16 protein-coding genes and 2 tRNA genes are annotated in these 14,474 nt (G+C 65.4%); 14 read left to right on the forward strand and 4 right to left on the reverse strand.

Features of this window, described 5'->3' with window-relative positions; all coding sequences use genetic code 11:
- Nucleotides 1-135 precede the first annotated feature (135 nt).
- Nucleotides 136-1,128 carry an archaeosortase A gene (gene artA, locus OB916_RS00860; protein WP_315907385.1) on the forward strand — a complete coding sequence of 331 codons (993 nt, stop codon included), beginning with the start codon at nt 136-138 and terminating at the stop codon, nt 1,126-1,128.
- 16 nt (nt 1,129-1,144) lie between these two features.
- Here the strand turns inward: artA and dph5 are convergent, their stop codons facing one another.
- Nucleotides 1,145-1,933: a diphthine synthase gene (gene dph5 / locus OB916_RS00865; protein ID WP_315907386.1), complete on the reverse strand. Its 789-nt coding sequence runs from the start codon at nt 1,931-1,933 to the stop codon at nt 1,145-1,147.
- A gap of 71 nt (nt 1,934-2,004) precedes the next feature.
- On the opposite strand from dph5, the gene OB916_RS00870 reads away from it, so the two are divergent.
- The 5 genes from OB916_RS00870 to OB916_RS00890 all read left to right on the forward strand — a co-directional run bounded on the left by OB916_RS00870 (nt 2,005) and on the right by OB916_RS00890 (nt 6,149).
- Nucleotides 2,005-2,988, forward strand: a complete 984-nt coding sequence (locus tag OB916_RS00870) for a class I SAM-dependent methyltransferase (protein ID WP_315907387.1) — start codon at nt 2,005-2,007, stop codon at nt 2,986-2,988.
- A gap of 62 nt (nt 2,989-3,050) precedes the next feature.
- A tRNA-Thr gene (locus OB916_RS00875) sits at nt 3,051-3,124 on the forward strand.
- A gap of 291 nt (nt 3,125-3,415) precedes the next feature.
- Entirely contained in the window at nt 3,416-4,876 is a 1,461-nt protein-coding gene (locus OB916_RS00880; RefSeq protein ID WP_315907388.1) for a hypothetical protein, read from the forward strand.
- 143 nt (nt 4,877-5,019) lie between these two features.
- A complete protein-coding gene (locus OB916_RS00885) occupies nt 5,020-5,784 on the forward strand; it encodes a C2H2-type zinc finger protein (RefSeq protein ID WP_315907389.1) in 765 nt (254 codons plus the stop codon).
- Entirely contained in the window at nt 5,781-6,149 is a 369-nt protein-coding gene (locus OB916_RS00890; RefSeq protein ID WP_315907390.1) for a hypothetical protein, read from the forward strand. The genes OB916_RS00885 and OB916_RS00890 overlap by 4 nt, the downstream gene beginning before the upstream one ends.
- A gap of 486 nt (nt 6,150-6,635) precedes the next feature.
- On the opposite strand, the gene OB916_RS00895 is transcribed toward OB916_RS00890, so the two are convergent.
- Together OB916_RS00895 and OB916_RS00900 are read right to left on the reverse strand one after the other, a co-directional pair.
- A complete protein-coding gene (locus OB916_RS00895; protein WP_315907391.1) occupies nt 6,636-7,970 on the reverse strand; it encodes a tyrosine-type recombinase/integrase in 1,335 nt (444 codons plus the stop codon).
- A gap of 310 nt (nt 7,971-8,280) precedes the next feature.
- Nucleotides 8,281-8,365: transfer RNA gene (locus OB916_RS00900), tRNA-Leu, on the reverse strand.
- Nucleotides 8,366-8,520: 155 nt separating this feature from the next.
- Between OB916_RS00900 and OB916_RS00905 the strand changes: the two genes are divergently transcribed.
- Nucleotides 8,521-9,021, forward strand: coding sequence for a multiprotein-bridging factor 1 family protein (locus OB916_RS00905; RefSeq protein ID WP_315907392.1), 501 nt, complete (start codon nt 8,521-8,523; stop codon nt 9,019-9,021).
- Nucleotides 9,022-9,109: 88 nt separating this feature from the next.
- Entirely contained in the window at nt 9,110-9,655 is a 546-nt protein-coding gene (locus tag OB916_RS00910) for an HAD family hydrolase (RefSeq protein ID WP_315907393.1), read from the forward strand.
- Here the strand turns inward: OB916_RS00910 and OB916_RS00915 are convergent.
- Nucleotides 9,616-9,864, reverse strand: coding sequence for a DUF5822 domain-containing protein (locus OB916_RS00915; RefSeq protein ID WP_315907394.1), 249 nt, complete (start codon nt 9,862-9,864; stop codon nt 9,616-9,618). The genes OB916_RS00910 and OB916_RS00915 overlap by 40 nt on opposite strands.
- An 82-nt stretch (nt 9,865-9,946) precedes the next feature.
- Here OB916_RS00915 and panB point away from each other — a divergent pair, with 82 nt between their 5' ends.
- From panB to nuoK, 6 genes are all read left to right on the forward strand, one after another.
- A complete protein-coding gene (panB, locus tag OB916_RS00920; protein ID WP_315907395.1) occupies nt 9,947-10,756 on the forward strand; it encodes a 3-methyl-2-oxobutanoate hydroxymethyltransferase in 810 nt (269 codons plus the stop codon).
- Between the two features lie 174 nt (nt 10,757-10,930).
- Nucleotides 10,931-11,161, forward strand: a complete 231-nt coding sequence (locus tag OB916_RS00925; RefSeq protein ID WP_315907396.1) for a DUF7127 family protein — start codon at nt 10,931-10,933, stop codon at nt 11,159-11,161.
- Nucleotides 11,158-13,428 carry a CDC48 family AAA ATPase gene (locus tag OB916_RS00930; protein ID WP_315907397.1) on the forward strand — a complete coding sequence of 757 codons (2,271 nt, stop codon included), beginning with the start codon at nt 11,158-11,160 and terminating at the stop codon, nt 13,426-13,428. Before OB916_RS00925 ends, OB916_RS00930 begins: the two co-directional genes overlap by 4 nt.
- 177 nt (nt 13,429-13,605) lie before the next feature.
- Nucleotides 13,606-13,878 carry an NADH-quinone oxidoreductase subunit J gene (locus tag OB916_RS00935; protein ID WP_315907398.1) on the forward strand — a complete coding sequence of 91 codons (273 nt, stop codon included), beginning with the start codon at nt 13,606-13,608 and terminating at the stop codon, nt 13,876-13,878.
- The gene (locus tag OB916_RS00940) at nt 13,875-14,174 is read left to right on the forward strand and encodes a hypothetical protein (RefSeq protein WP_315907399.1); all 300 of its coding nucleotides are present in this window, start codon (nt 13,875-13,877) and stop codon (nt 14,172-14,174) included. The genes OB916_RS00935 and OB916_RS00940 overlap by 4 nt, the downstream gene beginning before the upstream one ends.
- Nucleotides 14,171-14,473 carry an NADH-quinone oxidoreductase subunit NuoK gene (gene nuoK, locus OB916_RS00945; protein WP_315907400.1) on the forward strand — a complete coding sequence of 101 codons (303 nt, stop codon included), beginning with the start codon at nt 14,171-14,173 and terminating at the stop codon, nt 14,471-14,473. The genes OB916_RS00940 and nuoK overlap by 4 nt, the downstream gene beginning before the upstream one ends.
- The last annotated feature ends 1 nt before the right edge of the window (nt 14,474 follow it).

A 14,474-nucleotide genomic window follows, 5' to 3' on the forward strand; every position in this document is an offset into this window, starting at 1 on the left:
GGCACGAATAAACCTTTTGAGAGACTGCGTATCACATGATCTGTGTGGTATAGTACCAACCCACTCACGGTGTATCAATCCACGTCTGCGGACGGCAAGACCTATATCCGTCATCTGTTTACGTAGTGGCACTCGATGGCACTCGGACTCGTCAACGCACTCGAATGGGCCCACCAGTGGTGGGGTCCGCTTTCGTGGCTCGTCCTGCTCGTCTTTCTGTCCGGGACGGTGATCGAGCTGTACGACCGCCGCCTCGCCCGGTACGTCCTCGTCGGTGGCTGGGGCGTGCTGGCGCTGTTCTGGGTCTCGGCGATCTATCAGTTCGTCTTCGACCAGAAGAGTATCACAGAAGGGATTGCCGTCGTGCTCGCGATTCCGCTCTCGCTGTACGTCGGCTACCTGCTCGCCAGCGGTCGCGATCGGCTGATTGTCGTCTCCCGAGCCGTCGCGGTCGGTTGGTTGATCTACTTGCCGTTCTCGACGCTCCCGTTCCTCCGGAACCCGCTGATCGCGATCGTCACCGATCAGACCGCGACCGTCCTTTCGTTGATCGGTGCCGACTTCGAGGTCATCGCCGGCAACAACTTCCCGGCGGACCTCGGCCCCGCCGAACCGGTCGAACCGTACCAGAAGACGTTCTTCTTCCACGTACCCGACGTCCGCGCCATCTCGTATACGATCATGATGGCCTGTACCGGCATCGGGAGCATGGCCATCTTCGGTGGACTCATCGCGGCCGTCCGCGCGCCGCTCGCGCGCAAGCTGAAGGCGCTGGCCGTCGCGGTCGGGATCATCTGGGTGCTCAATATCGCCCGGAACGTCTTCATCGCCTACTCCTTTGGCTACCAGCGCTTGCAGATCTTCCCCGAGTTCGTCATGTCCGTGTTCGGCATCGACAGCCGCCTCGAGGTGTCTTACATCGTCGCCGACCGGATCCTCGCACAGTTCCTGTCGGTCTTCGCGCTGGTCGGGATCACCTACGTCGTAATAAAGATCCTCCCGGAAGTGCTGACGATCGTCGACGAAGCGCTGTACGTTCTCACGCGAAACGAATACGACCTCCAGGACGCACTCGACGTCGAAGCGCGGGCCGACGGCGGGAGCGAGCGCCGGGACGAGACGGTCTAGGCATTTCCCAGCCGATCTAGACGAGCAGGTCTTCGCCGGCGTCGGCAGGCAAGCCGGCCAGTTCCACCAGTGCGTCCCGTTCGACGTAGTGCAACTCGCCGGGGATCACGAGCAGGTGTAACGGGTCACCGAAGTCCTCCCCTGCAAGTTCAGTGAGACGGTCGCCACGGACGAGCGGCTCGGGACTGCCAGCCCGTGCGACCACCACGGCCGGTGCGGTCGCCTCCCAGTCGGCCGCCAGAAGCGACGCCGCTTCGCCGCCTGTCATGTAGTCTTCGCGATCGTCGTCGACCTTGATGTCAAGGAAGACCAGCGTGTGCAACCCTCGTTCGCGGTTCGCCTCGATCGTCTCGATCACGCTGCCGGGAACGCCGTCGCCGCCGTGTGAGGATTCGAACGGCAGCGTCGTCGCCTTCCCGAAGCGGTAGTTCTGCAGGCCGGTCAGCGAGCTCGCCGCTGCGGCCGCGGTCGTGCCGTGGACGATCCGGGTGTCGATCCCTCGCTCGTGGGCGCGCAGGCGAAGATCAACATGTGTCGTCGAGATCATCGGATCGCCCGCGGTACAGAAGACCGCGTCGCCGCGCTCGGCAGCCGCGAGAATCGGTTCGGGATCTTGCTCGACGCCCTCCCTGGTTCGGAGTTCGATCCCGACGCCGTGAGCGGCCTCGACGTCCTCGAAACTCGCGCCGACGAGTTTGCTGGTATACCGCTCGGCGAAGACCCGATCCGCCTCCTGGAGGGCGTCCCGGCCCTGGAGGGTGATCGAACGCTCGTCGTACAGTCCCAGTCCGACGAAAGTGAGCATACCCGTACTGCGCGTTCCGGGTGAATAAGCCAACCGACACGCTTACCGCCGGCGCTGGGCGAATGACCGGTATGGAACGTCCGTGCGTTCGCGTCGCCCGCGAGGACGGCGAGGAGACTCGCCAGCGGCTCGACGAAGCCGACCTGCTGGATCACGACCACGAGATCGTCCACGAGGACGGCGAACTCTTCCTGCCGGTCGCCGATCCCGCGGCCGTCCCCGAGGACCTGTCGGTCGTGACTCGCGACGTGCCCGTCCGCGAGGGGCAGACCCTGCCTGTCGACATCCTGGGGTTCGAGCCGACCTACGAGCGACTGGGTGACATTGTCATCGTCGACGAGGACGACGACGAGCGCGCCCGCGAGGTTGCCGCGGCGATCATGGAGTCGTCAATCCCCGCGGAGACGGTCCTCAACCGCGCGTCGAAAGTGAAAGGCGAGCAGCGCGTCCGCGAGTGGGACGTGCTGGCCGGCGACGGCACCGAGACCGTCCACCGGGAGTACGGCAGCGAGTTCCTGGTCGACGTCGCCGAAATGTACTTCTCGCCGCGGCTGGCGACCGAGCGCCATCGCGTCGTCGAGCAGGTCGAGTCGGGCGAGCACTTCTTCGACATGTTCGCCGGCGTCGGGCCGTTCGTGATCCCGGCTGCCAGGCGCGGTGCGACGGCGGTCGGCGTCGACATCAACGAGACCGCTATCGAGCACCTCCGGGCGAACGCAGAGCGCAACGACGTGGCCGAACGCGTGACCGCGATCGCCGGCGACGTCCGAGAAACGACCGACAAGTACGCCGGCTGGGCCGACCGACTGGTGATGAACTTGCCCCACAGTGCCGACGAGTTTCTGGAGACTGCGGTCGAACTGGCCGGCGAGGAGTGTGTACTCCACTATTACGACATCCAGCACGAGGACGACCCCTACGGGCCGGGCGAGGCGGCGATCCGCGAGGCCGCCGAGCCGGCCGGGTACGACGTCGCCGTCGAGACCCGCCACACTGTCCGGTCGTACGCCCCCCACGAGTTGAACGTCTGTCTGGACGTGCGACTGTCTCGCTAAGGGCATCCGATTCGCAACCCTTATTTTGGTATTCGCTCCAACGAGTAAGTGCACAGCGCAGTGCCGGTGTAGCTCAGACTGGGAGAGCGATTCCTTCGTAAGGAATAGGCCGAGGGTTCAAATCCCTCCACCGGCTTGGCCCTAAAAGGCTAAAGCCGCCGGTCTCAGGCCCGTTTTCGGCAGGATTCTCGACGAGCGACCTCGCCCCGCCCGGCGACGGCCAAACCGACAGACTGCACCGCCGTCTCCCACAGGAGCGCCGAGAACGCCCGTCACGCCGTTTTGCTCGACTCACGGCCGATCATACGCGGGTCCGTCCTCCGGCGGCACACGCGGCCTGTGGCGGGACGAGGGTCGCACCGAGAGCGAGGTGGTTGGCGTGAGTGTCGAGGACGCCGACGAGTCCTCATGTCGGGGTCCCGCCTTATTGGGTCCTCCCTCTGTCCCTGTCCGCGAGCGGTGGGCCGACTGCGACTACGCGAGCGAGTACGACCGACTCGCCCGTTACGTCGCCGAATCGCCCGACGGCGTCCCGGTCCCGGTCGCGGCCGCCGTCGGCGAGGTCGTCGACGACCCGAGCGAGACCGACCGCCGTCGCGCTCGTCGGTTCTATCGGGAGTTCGACGACCTGTTTCGGGTGTTCGAGCCGACGAGCATGGTCGCGGTCCCGGTGGCCGAATCCGACGACCCGGACAAGAAATACGACTATGAAAACCGCGAGACGGACCCCGATTTGGTGTGGGTCGAGCCGCAAGACGGCGCGTCGCCCTCGATAGCAAGTATTGGTAACTCCGACACCGCCGATTCGGACGGGGCCGAACCACCGTCTCACGACGACTTGCCACGCGAGCGGGCGGCGTCGTTTCTGTCGTCCATGCCATGGCTCACGTCGGACAGACAACGCGCCCTGCTACTGCGATATTTCGCGGACCACAATCGACTGCACGGCCGCGGTGACGGTGGGACCGACGAGGACGCGGGCCGTGTGGTCGAGACGGCGGCCGGAACGGTCACTGTCGGCGACCGATTCACGTCGTCGGCACAGGCCGCAGAGACGGTCGAGAGCCTCGACGAGAATCTCGCGGGTCTTCGGGCCGTCGCCGTCGACGACGGCGTCGAGACCCTGACGCACGTCTCGCTCACGCTCCCGCGGGAAGCGGTCGACTCACCGGTCGACTCGGTCGAGACGCTCGGCGCGGCGATTGAGGCGCTTCATGCGCGGTGGCGTCGCCCGAAACAGGACGGGTCGAGGAACCGACCGGGCGAGGTCCCACCACACGTTATCGTGGTCGAAGCGCAGGGCGACCTGACGGCCCACGCTCATATCGTCTACGCCGGCCGGCCCCAACCGGAGGACGACCTGAAAGCGGAGTGGGGCGAGATAGTCGACGCGCCACCGTGGAAACCGCCGCAGGTGTCGGTCGAGTCGGTCTCGGTGGACGACGCCGCCGCCGTCGAGCGACTGTTCGGCTATTTCGGTGAGACGGCTCGGGACCTCGAACGGCTCGCGGCGATGTCGGCCGACCGGCTCGAAGGCCACGCGGACGATCTCGTGGCGAGGACGGCACCCGACGAAGTGCGCCGCCTTGCTCGGCTCGCGCTCCTCTTTGCGACGGAGTCGCGGATAGTGCGGGCGACGCCGGGACTTCGGGACGCGGCGGACGCGGATCCGGACGGCGACGAGTCGGACGGGACGAGGACGAGCGAGAGCCTTGCTCGACCGCTCTCGACGGGTGAATACAACTGGAAATCCGCACGCTCGGGCGCGAGGGTCCCGCCGCAGTCGGGCGATTCGGGACCGGCGTCATTCACTGTGCCCTCGCCTCGTCGACCGAAAGGGGTTGCGACTCGTGACCGGCCGCCGCCTGTTCGGCAGGGACCCCCATGACTAAGCACCGAGAACGACAACTGTCGAATAGCGATACGGCAAATGACGACACCACACACGACCGATTCGACCCGAGGCGACTCGATCACGCGGGACCACGCGGCCCTGCGTCGAACTGCACCCGAGACCGCGAGGATGGGGCCATGAGTCCTGAAATCTCGCGGTCGGGGTCCGGCGAGGAGGACCGCGACGACCTCCCGCGCTGGTGGGGAGAAACCGACGAGTTCGACATCGTCGTGTTGACTGACAGGAAACTCCAACACGGCGGGAATCACCCAGCGGCCCCTGAGGAGGCCGCCGCCGAGGATATGATTCGGTATCGCCGGGGCGAGGCACTTCCCGACGAGTTAAAGAAACCGTCGACGTGGCGGGCGTTCTCGGATACGCTCGCCGCGGTCGACCCGGATTCGGGGGAACGGCTCGACAGGCGGAGTATCCATGAGCGTCAGGGCGTCATCGACGCGACGCCGGCGCTCGACACCTACCGCGAGGACCACGATCTTCACTTCGAGAGGCGGGAGGTGTGGACCTGTGAGGAGTGTGGTAAGAAGTTCCCCACACAGGCCGCGCTCCACGGGCACCGCGGTAGTCACGGTGCGTCCCGCGACGAGAACGGGGAGTACGACGGGAAGGCGGACGCCGACGAGAGCGACGAGGACGCCGCACAGGCCGCCGCGGGCGAGGACGCGGGTGAGATCCCGTTCACGACTGAGGCCGTCGAGGACGCCGACGAGGCGGCCCTACGCGAGTTGGCGCGAGTCCATACGGATCTCGACCCTGACGGCTTCGGGGCCGACCGCCTGCGGGCGGAACTCCTCGCTCGCGTCGAGGACGCGGGGACTGCCGGCGACGCCGGGACCGTCGACGAGGCCGACGAGGCCACCGCGACTGATGGAGGTGAACCATGAGCCGGCGCGATCCGCCGGCCCCACACCCGTCGGCGGACGAGTACGCAGGCAACGACGAGGCGTATCGCCGTGAGCAGGAGATCGAGGAACTCAAAGAGGCTATCGGCCTCTTGAAGGACAAAATCGAGGATCTCGGTGGGGATGTGGATCTGGACGGGAACGCGAGCGCGAGCCGGCGGCGCTCGACGGCGGACGCGGACCTCGGATTCGTCGAGTCGGCGGGCGCACTCAACACGCTCGACGAGCGCCGAGACGGAACGAGCGACGGCGATAGCGCCGCTAATCCGACGAGCAACCGCGAGGACGAGGACGGCGACCTCGGGTATGTCGCGTCGGCGGGCGCTCTGGATCAACTCGACGAGTAAGCAGGAAAACGGCAGGAAAGCGGCCCGTGTCGGGGCCGCGAGCGCGGCAACTGCACTATGAAATTCAGGGCTTCGGCGGCTCGAACGCCTCTCGCCCCGTGTGAGTGTTCGGTCTCGCGGCTTCTAAAGCCTCGGCAACACCTCGGTGAAAGTGTTATCGGGCGACGCCGTCTCCATAACGCCCCGCGTTATCCTATCAGTTGACAATCAAGACTAAGGTCCCTGCGGGCGTGGCTTCTCGTACAGGCGCTACTCGACAGGAAAACTGCGAGGACGGGGACGTGACCACGCCCCTGTCGAGAACGACGCACACTCGTTTATGGCCGGTTGGTGAAGGCCATTCGAGGGTTGGGTCGGAGGGGTCAAATCCTTTCCGACCCCTTCGGTGTGTGCGTCGGTCTCGGCGTCGACCTTCGACGCATGACCGACACACGGCGACCGAAACCGACGGACGGCGACCCGCCGAGCGACCGCGTCGAGCGGGGCCTATTCGTCGTCGGTGTCGTCGTCAATCGGCGAGCGGTAGGTCTGGAAGGTGTTTATCGGGCCGGACTCGGCCGCCCGCTCGGCCAAGGCGTCGACGAGTTGGGTTTGCGCTTCCTCGTTTTCGAGGAGTTGCTCGACGAGTTCTTCGGGGGTGGCGTCGCCGCTCTCGATACCGGCCTCGTAGGCTTCTTTCGGGTCGAACGGCAGGCGGCAGTTTGCACACCGGCCTTTGTTCCGCGGGGTTTTCTTGCCACACCGGACGCACTCGACGGGACGCGGATCCTCGGCAGGGTCGGCGTTCTGCTCGACGCCGTGCCCGCCGAGGTACTGTTCGTCGGATTCGCGTCCGAACCGCCCGATATACCGAGCGACGGCCTCGCTCCCGCGCTTGCGACCCTGTCGGTCCTCAATCAGCGCCGCGTTGAATCCGCGCCGAGCGAGGTCGTAGGCGTTCGATTTACGGAAGTTCGTGGGCGTCACCGTCTTCGAGACGCCGGCTCGTTTCGCGGCCCGCTTAAAGTATTTGAGGAACGTCTGGTAAGATGCTCGCTCGGGTGTCCCGAGTTTCGACCACAGGGGCGCGTCGCCGTTGGTCGGCGCGGGGTGTTCGTGTTCGAGCCAATCGGCGAGGTAGGCCACGGCGTCCCCGATACACAGTACGTCGCGGGTGCCGGTTTTCCCGTTGTCGACGTGGATATAGACACCGTTCTCGTCGTCGACAACGTCCCCGACGGTGAGGTCATAGAGTTCCTGTCCCCGCAGGCCTGCTTCGTACTGCGTGGCGAACAGGGCCTTTTCGCGGAAGTTGCGAGCGCCCTGTTCAATCATGGCGTCCACGTCCTCGTCGTCGAGCATATCGGCCCGGCTCGGGGTCGGGTCGTGGTTCTTCGGCAGACCGGTCTTTATCCACGCGAGCGAGTCGGGCGGCCCGTCCTCGTCGGGGTCACGCTTCAACACACGCGTCCCGAACATCCGCAGGGCGACGCGGTAGTCGCGTCGCGTCTCGACGCTCTTGTAGGAGTTGGCGTAGGCGACGAGTGGTTCGGCGGCCTCGCGGTCGGTGAGGGCCTCGGTGAGGCCGCCGACCTTCTCGGCCATGATTGTGCAGTGGCGGAGCAGTTTCACGCGCCGGGCCTCGCCGTATTCGGAGTCGAGCAGGGCGAGTTGTTGGTCGAACTTGAGCAGGTTCTCGCGGTCGTCGTCGGTGAGTTCCTCGTCACTCCGGTCCTTACCGCCGAGGTAATCACCGTTCTCGTCCCGATAGTAGTGAGCGGCCCCACCGGCTCGGATTCGTTCGCGGAGGTCTTTGAGTTCTGTCGCGTAGTCAGAAGCCATAGGTCCCTGAGGCGGTCACCGGCTTTAACCTTCGCGGTAATAGCCCTCCACCGGCTTTCTCCTGCGAGCAGTTCGTGAGTAACAAACGCTATGGAGAGATTTGAGCCGGACGAGACGCTAGCGAGCAGTCTCGGCGTGGTCACCATCTGCTCCACCGGTTCTTTCCGTGACGAGCAAAATAGCGAGGCACGACAGCGCGGTATTCGAACCGGATGGAGACGTGCTCGTTCGCTTCGCTCACTCCGCGCGACTCCCAGGGTTCGAATCCGCTGACGATTGCAGTCGCTCGCGAGTTTGCGAGCGACAGAAATGCGTGGGACCGGATTCGAACCGGCGGACCCCTACGGGACAGCGCCCTCAACGCTGCGCCGTTGGCCTGGCTTGGCTACCCACGCGCGCCTTGCGGTTTTCCGCACCTGTGTATTCCCGAGGGGGAGTAAAATGACTGTCGGTTCGGCTCGCCCCCGGGACTCGATGCCGTGCCGGCGGCACGACCCAAGCCCTGGGCCAAAACGGTTGTTTCAAGACAACCAATCCACAATACAGACGCATGGCAAAATACTCGACCGGTGGCGGTTCCGGCGACACCGGCGGGAGCTGCGAGCTCTGCGGTGCGACCGACGCCTCGCTCGAGACGGTCAATATCGCTGGCGCACGACTCCAGGTCTGTGCGAGTTGCGCCCAGCACCGTGACGACGCGAAAGGCACCTCCAGCGGGGGCTCCGACGACTCTGAGCCCAGCAGGGAGAAACGTGCCGCCCAGAACGCGGCTCGAATCCACGATGCACAGCAGGCCGACGCATCCCACTGGGAGGACGGCGCCGACTACGACGACGACCAGCTTCCGTACCTCGTCTCCGATTACGGCCGACGCGTCACCGAGGCACGGCAGGACGCTGGCCTCCAGCGCGAAGAGCTGGCCGAAGACCTCGGGATCGACGAATCGGACCTGCTCGCTGTCGAACAGGCCCGGGCGACCCAGGCCGGTATCGGAGGGTCCGTCATCACCGCCCTCGAAGACCGACTCGACATCGAACTGGCCGACACCTGATAGTGACCACTGTCAGTCACTACCGGATCGACCACCGTCACGCAGGCGGCCGTACTGGCTCATCGTTACAACGGTCACTATGAAACCCATGACCGACGCATACGACGCTGTCATCTACGATCTGGACGGGACGCTGGTGGAACTGGACGTCGACTGGGCGCAAGTCCGCCGACGGGTCGCGGCCGTGCTCGAAGCGAGAGGTGTCGAGACCGGCGAGGCCACCCTCTGGCAGCTCTTCGACCGCGCCAGGGAAGCCGAGCACTACCCGGCCGTCGAGAACCGGGTCGCGGAGTTCGAACGCGAAGGGGCGCGCACGTCCAGCAAGCTGCCGCTGGCCGAGGAACTCCCGTGGGACGGGCCCACCGGCGTCGTCTCGCTGAACGCTGAATCCGCCTGCCGGATCGCACTCGAAGTCCACGGCCTGGACAGCGCGGTCGACGTACTGATCGGGCGCGACACTGTCGAGGAATCGAAACCGCACCCCCAGCCGCTGCGTGCTGCGCTCTCCGCTCTCGACGTGTCCCCGGATAACGCGCTGTTCGTCGGTGATTCGGCGTCGGACGCCGAGACGGCACGACGAGCCGGCGTCGACTTTCAGTCGGTCGCGGACCGGCTCGATCGACGGCGCGCGTAGCCGTATACCGCCAGGGCCGTCACGAACCAGACGACTGCGCCCACCCTGATGGCAAACGAGGCGCGCGCTCCCCACGACGCGAGATCGACGGACACCGAGGCGACCGCGACGATCGGCGCACCGACGAGAATCGTCACGACGAACGTGATCTGCATGACCCAGCCGTAATCGATCCCGTCGGGATCGGTCGTTTCGACGCGCGCTGGCATGCCCGTCGCTCGGGTCTCGGAACTCGAATCGGTTTCGGTTGCCACCGAGAGGATTTTCCTTGCCGCGCTCGAAGCACGGCACATGCGCGCGAAGGACGTCCGGGAACGGAAGGGCGACGACGAGCCGCTGACGATGCTCACTGCCTACGACGCGCCGACGGCCGAGGTTCTCGAGGCCGCCGGCGTCGATCTGCTTCTCGTCGGCGACTCGGTCGGAAACCTCCGACTCGGCTACGACTCGACGCTGCCCGTTACTGTCGATCAGATCGCCAGTCACACGGCCGCCGTCGCACGAGCGACCGACGAGGCGATGGTCATCGCGGACATGCCTTTTCTCTCGTTCGGCGCCGACCCCGACGAGGCGGTCGAACACGCTGGCCGCATGCTCAAGGAAGCCGAAGCCGACGCCGTCAAGATCGAATCTGGCCCGCACACGGTCGAACTCACCGAGCGTCTCACGCAACTCGGTATCCCCGTCCAGGCCCACCTGGGGCTGACCCCACAGCACGAAAACGAGACGGGGCTCTTCCGGCAGGGGACCGACGAGTCCGCCGCCAAGCAGATCCTCGATCTGGCGCACAAACACGAGCGGGCGGGGGCGTTCTCGCTGGTACTCGAGCACGTCCCGGCGAACGTCGCCGCCCAGGTGACGGAGTCGATCTCGATCCCCACGATCGGGATCGGGGCCGGCCCCGACTGCGACGGCCAGGTGCTGACGATCGACGAAGTGATCGGCCTCTCTGAGTCGGTCGCACCGTTCTCGAAAGCGTTCGGCGACGTCCGCGGCGAGATGCGTTCGGCCGCCGAAGCCTACATTGACGCCGTCGGATCGGGCGAGTTCCCGGCCGACGATCACAGCCACTACGAGGACGACGTCGACGACATCTACTGACGCATATCGACGTCACTTCTCGCCCTGTCTGTTCTTCTTCCGACCCGTCTCGGCGACACGGCTCGACCGCGGTGGGTGTGAACCGCAATTCAGTCGATAATCCTAAAACCCACCCCCGTACCCCGTCAAATTAGAGAAGGGTTTATATAGAATGACTACTAACTTGGAGTTAGCATGACTGTAACGCAACGGTTGGACGAAGACGTGTCGGTGAGTCGCTACGAGTACGAGGACAGCGTGGTTCTCGCGGCTGATCTGGGCACGACCGAGGCCACGGCGGAGATCGTCGGCGACACGGTGATCGTCGTCGCCGAGCCCGAGCAGTACGATCTGACCCTGCCCGAAGGCGAGGACGCACGAGCGTTTATCAGAAACGGCGTTCTCACTGTCGAGGTGAGCCGATGAAACTCACTGTCAAACCACTCAAGCAGAAAGACGCCGGTCGGGGACTCGCCGCGATCGACCGGGTCGCGATGGACGAACTCGACCTGGAGAACGGCGATTACATCGTCCTTGAGGGGCGCCAGGGCGGGCGCGCAGTCGCGCGTGTCTGGCCGGGCTATCCCGAAGACAGCGGCGAAGGAATCATCCGGGTCGACGGGCGGCTCCGTCAGGAAGCGAACGTCGGGATCGACGACACCGTCGAGGTAGAGAAGGCCGACGTCAAGCCCGCTCGGTCGGTTACCGTCGCGCTCCCGCAGAACCTCCGCGTGCGCGGGAACATCGGCCCCCACGTCCGCAATAAGCTCAGCGGACAGGCCGTCACGCAGGGACAGACGGTGCCGTTCTCGCTCGGGCTGGGACCGATCTCGAACGTCGGTGGCCAGAAGATCCCGCTGAAGATCGCCGAGACCGACCCCCAGGGAACGGTCGTCGTGACCGACCAGACCGAGATCGAGATCAGCGAACAGCCCGCAGAGCAGATCACCGAAGGCGCGCCCCAGGACGAGCGCGAGACGCCAAACGTCACCTACGAGGACATCGGCGGGCTTGACGACGAACTCGAACAGGTCCGGGAGATGATCGAACTGCCGATGCGCCATCCCGAACTGTTCCAGCAGCTGGGCATCGAACCCCCGAAAGGCGTCCTGTTGCACGGCCCGCCGGGGACCGGCAAGACGCTGATGGCCAAGGCCGTCGCCAACGAGATCGACGCCTACTTCACGACGATCTCGGGGCCGGAGATCATGTCGAAGTTCTACGGCGAGAGCGAAGAGCAGCTGCGGGAGATCTTCGACGAGGCCGAGGAGAACGCGCCGGCGATCGTCTTCATCGACGAACTCGACTCGATCGCGCCCAAGCGCGGCGAGACCTCCGGCGACGTCGAGCGCCGCGTGGTCGCTCAGCTGCTGAGCCTGATGGACGGGCTCGAAGAGCGCGGCGACGTCATCGTCATCGGCGCGACCAACCGCGTCGACGCGATCGATCCCGCGCTGCGCCGCGGCGGTCGCTTCGACCGGGAGATCGAGATCGGCGTGCCCGACCGCGACGGTCGCAAGGAGATCCTGCAGGTCCACACCCGCGGAATGCCCCTTGTCGACGAGATCGACCTCGATCACTACGCCGAGAACACCCACGGCTTCGTCGGGGCCGACCTCGAACAGCTGAGCAAGGAGGCTGCGATGAACGCGCTCCGTCGGATCCGCCCGGAGATCGATCTGGAGGCCGACGAGATCGACGCCGAGATCCTCGAAGCGATGGAAGTCTCCGAAACCGACTTCAAGGAGGCCCTGAAGGGCATCGAACCCTCGGCGCTGCGGGAAGTCTTCGTCGAGGTCCCGGACATTACCTGGGAGGACGTTGGCGGCCTTGAGGACACCAAAGAGCGCCTGCGCGAGACGATCCAGTGGCCCCTGGAGTACCCGCAGGTCTTCGAGCAGATGGACATGCAGGCGGCCAAAGGCGTCCTGCTGTACGGCCCGCCGGGGACCGGGAAGACGCTGCTGGCGAAGGCCGTCGCTAACGAGGCACAGAGCAACTTCATCTCCGTGAAGGGGCCCGAACTGCTCAACAAGTACGTCGGCGAGTCCGAGAAGGGTGTCCGCGAGGTCTTCGAGAAGGCTCGTGCCAACGCGCCCACGGTCGTGTTCTTCGACGAGATCGACTCCATCGCCGGCGAACGCGGCCGGAGTATGGGTGACTCCGGCGTCGGCGAGCGCGTCGTCTCCCAGCTGCTGACCGAACTCGACGGAATCGAAGATCTGGAAGACGTGGTCGTCATCGCCACGACGAACCGGCCCGACCTGATCGATCCGGCGCTGTTGCGTCCGGGTCGGCTGGACCGGCACGTCCACGTGCCCGTCCCCGACGAGGAGGCGCGCCGGAAGATCTTCGAGGTCCACACCCAGGACAAGCCACTGGCCGAGGACGTCGATCTGGCCGAACTCGCGGCAGACACCGACGGCTACGTCGGTGCGGACATCGAGGCGCTGTGCCGAGAGGCCTCGATGGCTGCCAGCCGGGAGTTCATCAACAGCGTCTCACCCGAGGAAGTCGACGACAGCGTCAGCAACGTTCGGATCAGCCGCGAGCACTTCGAAGCCGCGATGGACGAGGTCGGTCCGAGCGTCGACGAGGAGACGCGCGAACGCTACGAGCAGATCGAAGAGCGCTTCGACACCAGCGAGCGCGAACTCGCAGACAGCCGCGAGGTCAGCCGGACCTTCCAGTGATCGCCCCTCGGTCCGGATAGGACAGCGCGGCCTCGGTGTTTCTCGACGTCGTCGGCAGCGAATGTGTCGCCCGTGGCGGTGACCGCCGCGAAGCGGGAAAATATTGCTACTTTTGGTCGTCACACCCGCATTGAGACAGTAATCTTCAAAGGGCGTCCGGTCGGAGTGACCGGTAGTATGGTGTATGAGACACTCGCTTTTGCGCTGTTTGCCCTCGTCACGCTCGGGTCGAGTCTGGGCGTCGTGCTGGTGCGTGACGTGTGGCATTCGGCGCTGCTGCTGGGTGTGGCGCTTCTGAGCGTCGCCGTCCACTTCGTACTGGCACAAGCGCCGTTCCTGGCAGTAATGCAGGTCCTCGTGTACGTCGGCGGGGTCCTCATCCTGATCACGTTCGCCGTGATGCTCACGCGCAGACAGACAGACGCGGACGACAGTGAGGTGGTCGCATGAATCGCCCGCGGCTGGCCGAAGACCTCGACCTGCTCCCGGGCGTGGCCGCGCTTGCGCTGTTCGGCGTGCTCGCGGCCGTCTTCCTGACCGCCGGGTTCGACGCTCCTGCGGGGTTCGAAGCGGGAGCCAGCGTCATGGAGGGGATCGGTTACGCGCTGTTCGATCTCGTCGATCAGTCGCCGCTCGTGACCGAGGGCTTCCTGTTCGCGTTCCTCGCGATCGCGATCGTGCTCGACGCGGCGCTCGACGGTGCGATCCTGCTGGCTCGACGCGAGGAGGGGGGTGACGAGTCGTGATCGAGACCCAGTGGTACCTGTTGCTGTCGGCCGGGGTCTTCTCGATCGGCCTGCTCGGCATCCTCGTTCGGGAGAACGCCCTGATCTATCTGATGTCCGTCGAGTTGATGCTCAACGCCGCGAACATCAACCTCGTCGCGTTCTCGCTCCAGCACGGCAACCTCACCGGCCAGGTGTTCGCACTGTTCGGGATGGCGCTGGCCGCGGCCGAGGTGGCCATCGGCCTGGGGATCATCCTCGTGCTGTATCGCAACTTCGAGACGATCGACGTGACCGTCCCAACGACGATGCGGTGGTAAC

It is taken from the genome of Halapricum hydrolyticum (assembly GCF_025517535.1).
GTDB lineage: Archaea > Halobacteriota > Halobacteria > Halobacteriales > Haloarculaceae > Halapricum > Halapricum hydrolyticum.

Bases quoted from the DNA above. Each gene is read 5' to 3' on its own strand.
- OB916_RS00905 (WP_315907392.1), top strand. From the start codon at position 8,521: ATGGCAAAATACTCGACCGGTGGCGGTTCCGGCGACACCGGCGGGAGC.
- OB916_RS00890 (WP_315907390.1), top strand. From the start codon at position 5,781: ATGAGCCGGCGCGATCCGCCGGCCCCACACCCGTCGGCGGACGAGTAC.
- OB916_RS00915 (WP_315907394.1), bottom strand. From the start codon at position 9,864: ATGCCAGCGCGCGTCGAAACGACCGATCCCGACGGGATCGATTACGGC.
- artA (WP_315907385.1), top strand. From the start codon at position 136: ATGGCACTCGGACTCGTCAACGCACTCGAATGGGCCCACCAGTGGTGG.
- OB916_RS00885 (WP_315907389.1), top strand. From the start codon at position 5,020: ATGAGTCCTGAAATCTCGCGGTCGGGGTCCGGCGAGGAGGACCGCGAC.
- dph5 (WP_315907386.1), bottom strand. From the start codon at position 1,933: ATGCTCACTTTCGTCGGACTGGGACTGTACGACGAGCGTTCGATCACC.
- OB916_RS00935 (WP_315907398.1), top strand. From the start codon at position 13,606: ATGGTGTATGAGACACTCGCTTTTGCGCTGTTTGCCCTCGTCACGCTC.
- OB916_RS00940 (WP_315907399.1), top strand. From the start codon at position 13,875: ATGAATCGCCCGCGGCTGGCCGAAGACCTCGACCTGCTCCCGGGCGTG.
- panB (WP_315907395.1), top strand. From the start codon at position 9,947: ATGCGCGCGAAGGACGTCCGGGAACGGAAGGGCGACGACGAGCCGCTG.
- OB916_RS00910 (WP_315907393.1), top strand. From the start codon at position 9,110: ATGACCGACGCATACGACGCTGTCATCTACGATCTGGACGGGACGCTG.
- OB916_RS00895 (WP_315907391.1), bottom strand. From the start codon at position 7,970: ATGGCTTCTGACTACGCGACAGAACTCAAAGACCTCCGCGAACGAATC.
- OB916_RS00930 (WP_315907397.1), top strand. From the start codon at position 11,158: ATGAAACTCACTGTCAAACCACTCAAGCAGAAAGACGCCGGTCGGGGA.
- OB916_RS00925 (WP_315907396.1), top strand. From the start codon at position 10,931: ATGACTGTAACGCAACGGTTGGACGAAGACGTGTCGGTGAGTCGCTAC.
- OB916_RS00870 (WP_315907387.1), top strand. From the start codon at position 2,005: ATGGAACGTCCGTGCGTTCGCGTCGCCCGCGAGGACGGCGAGGAGACT.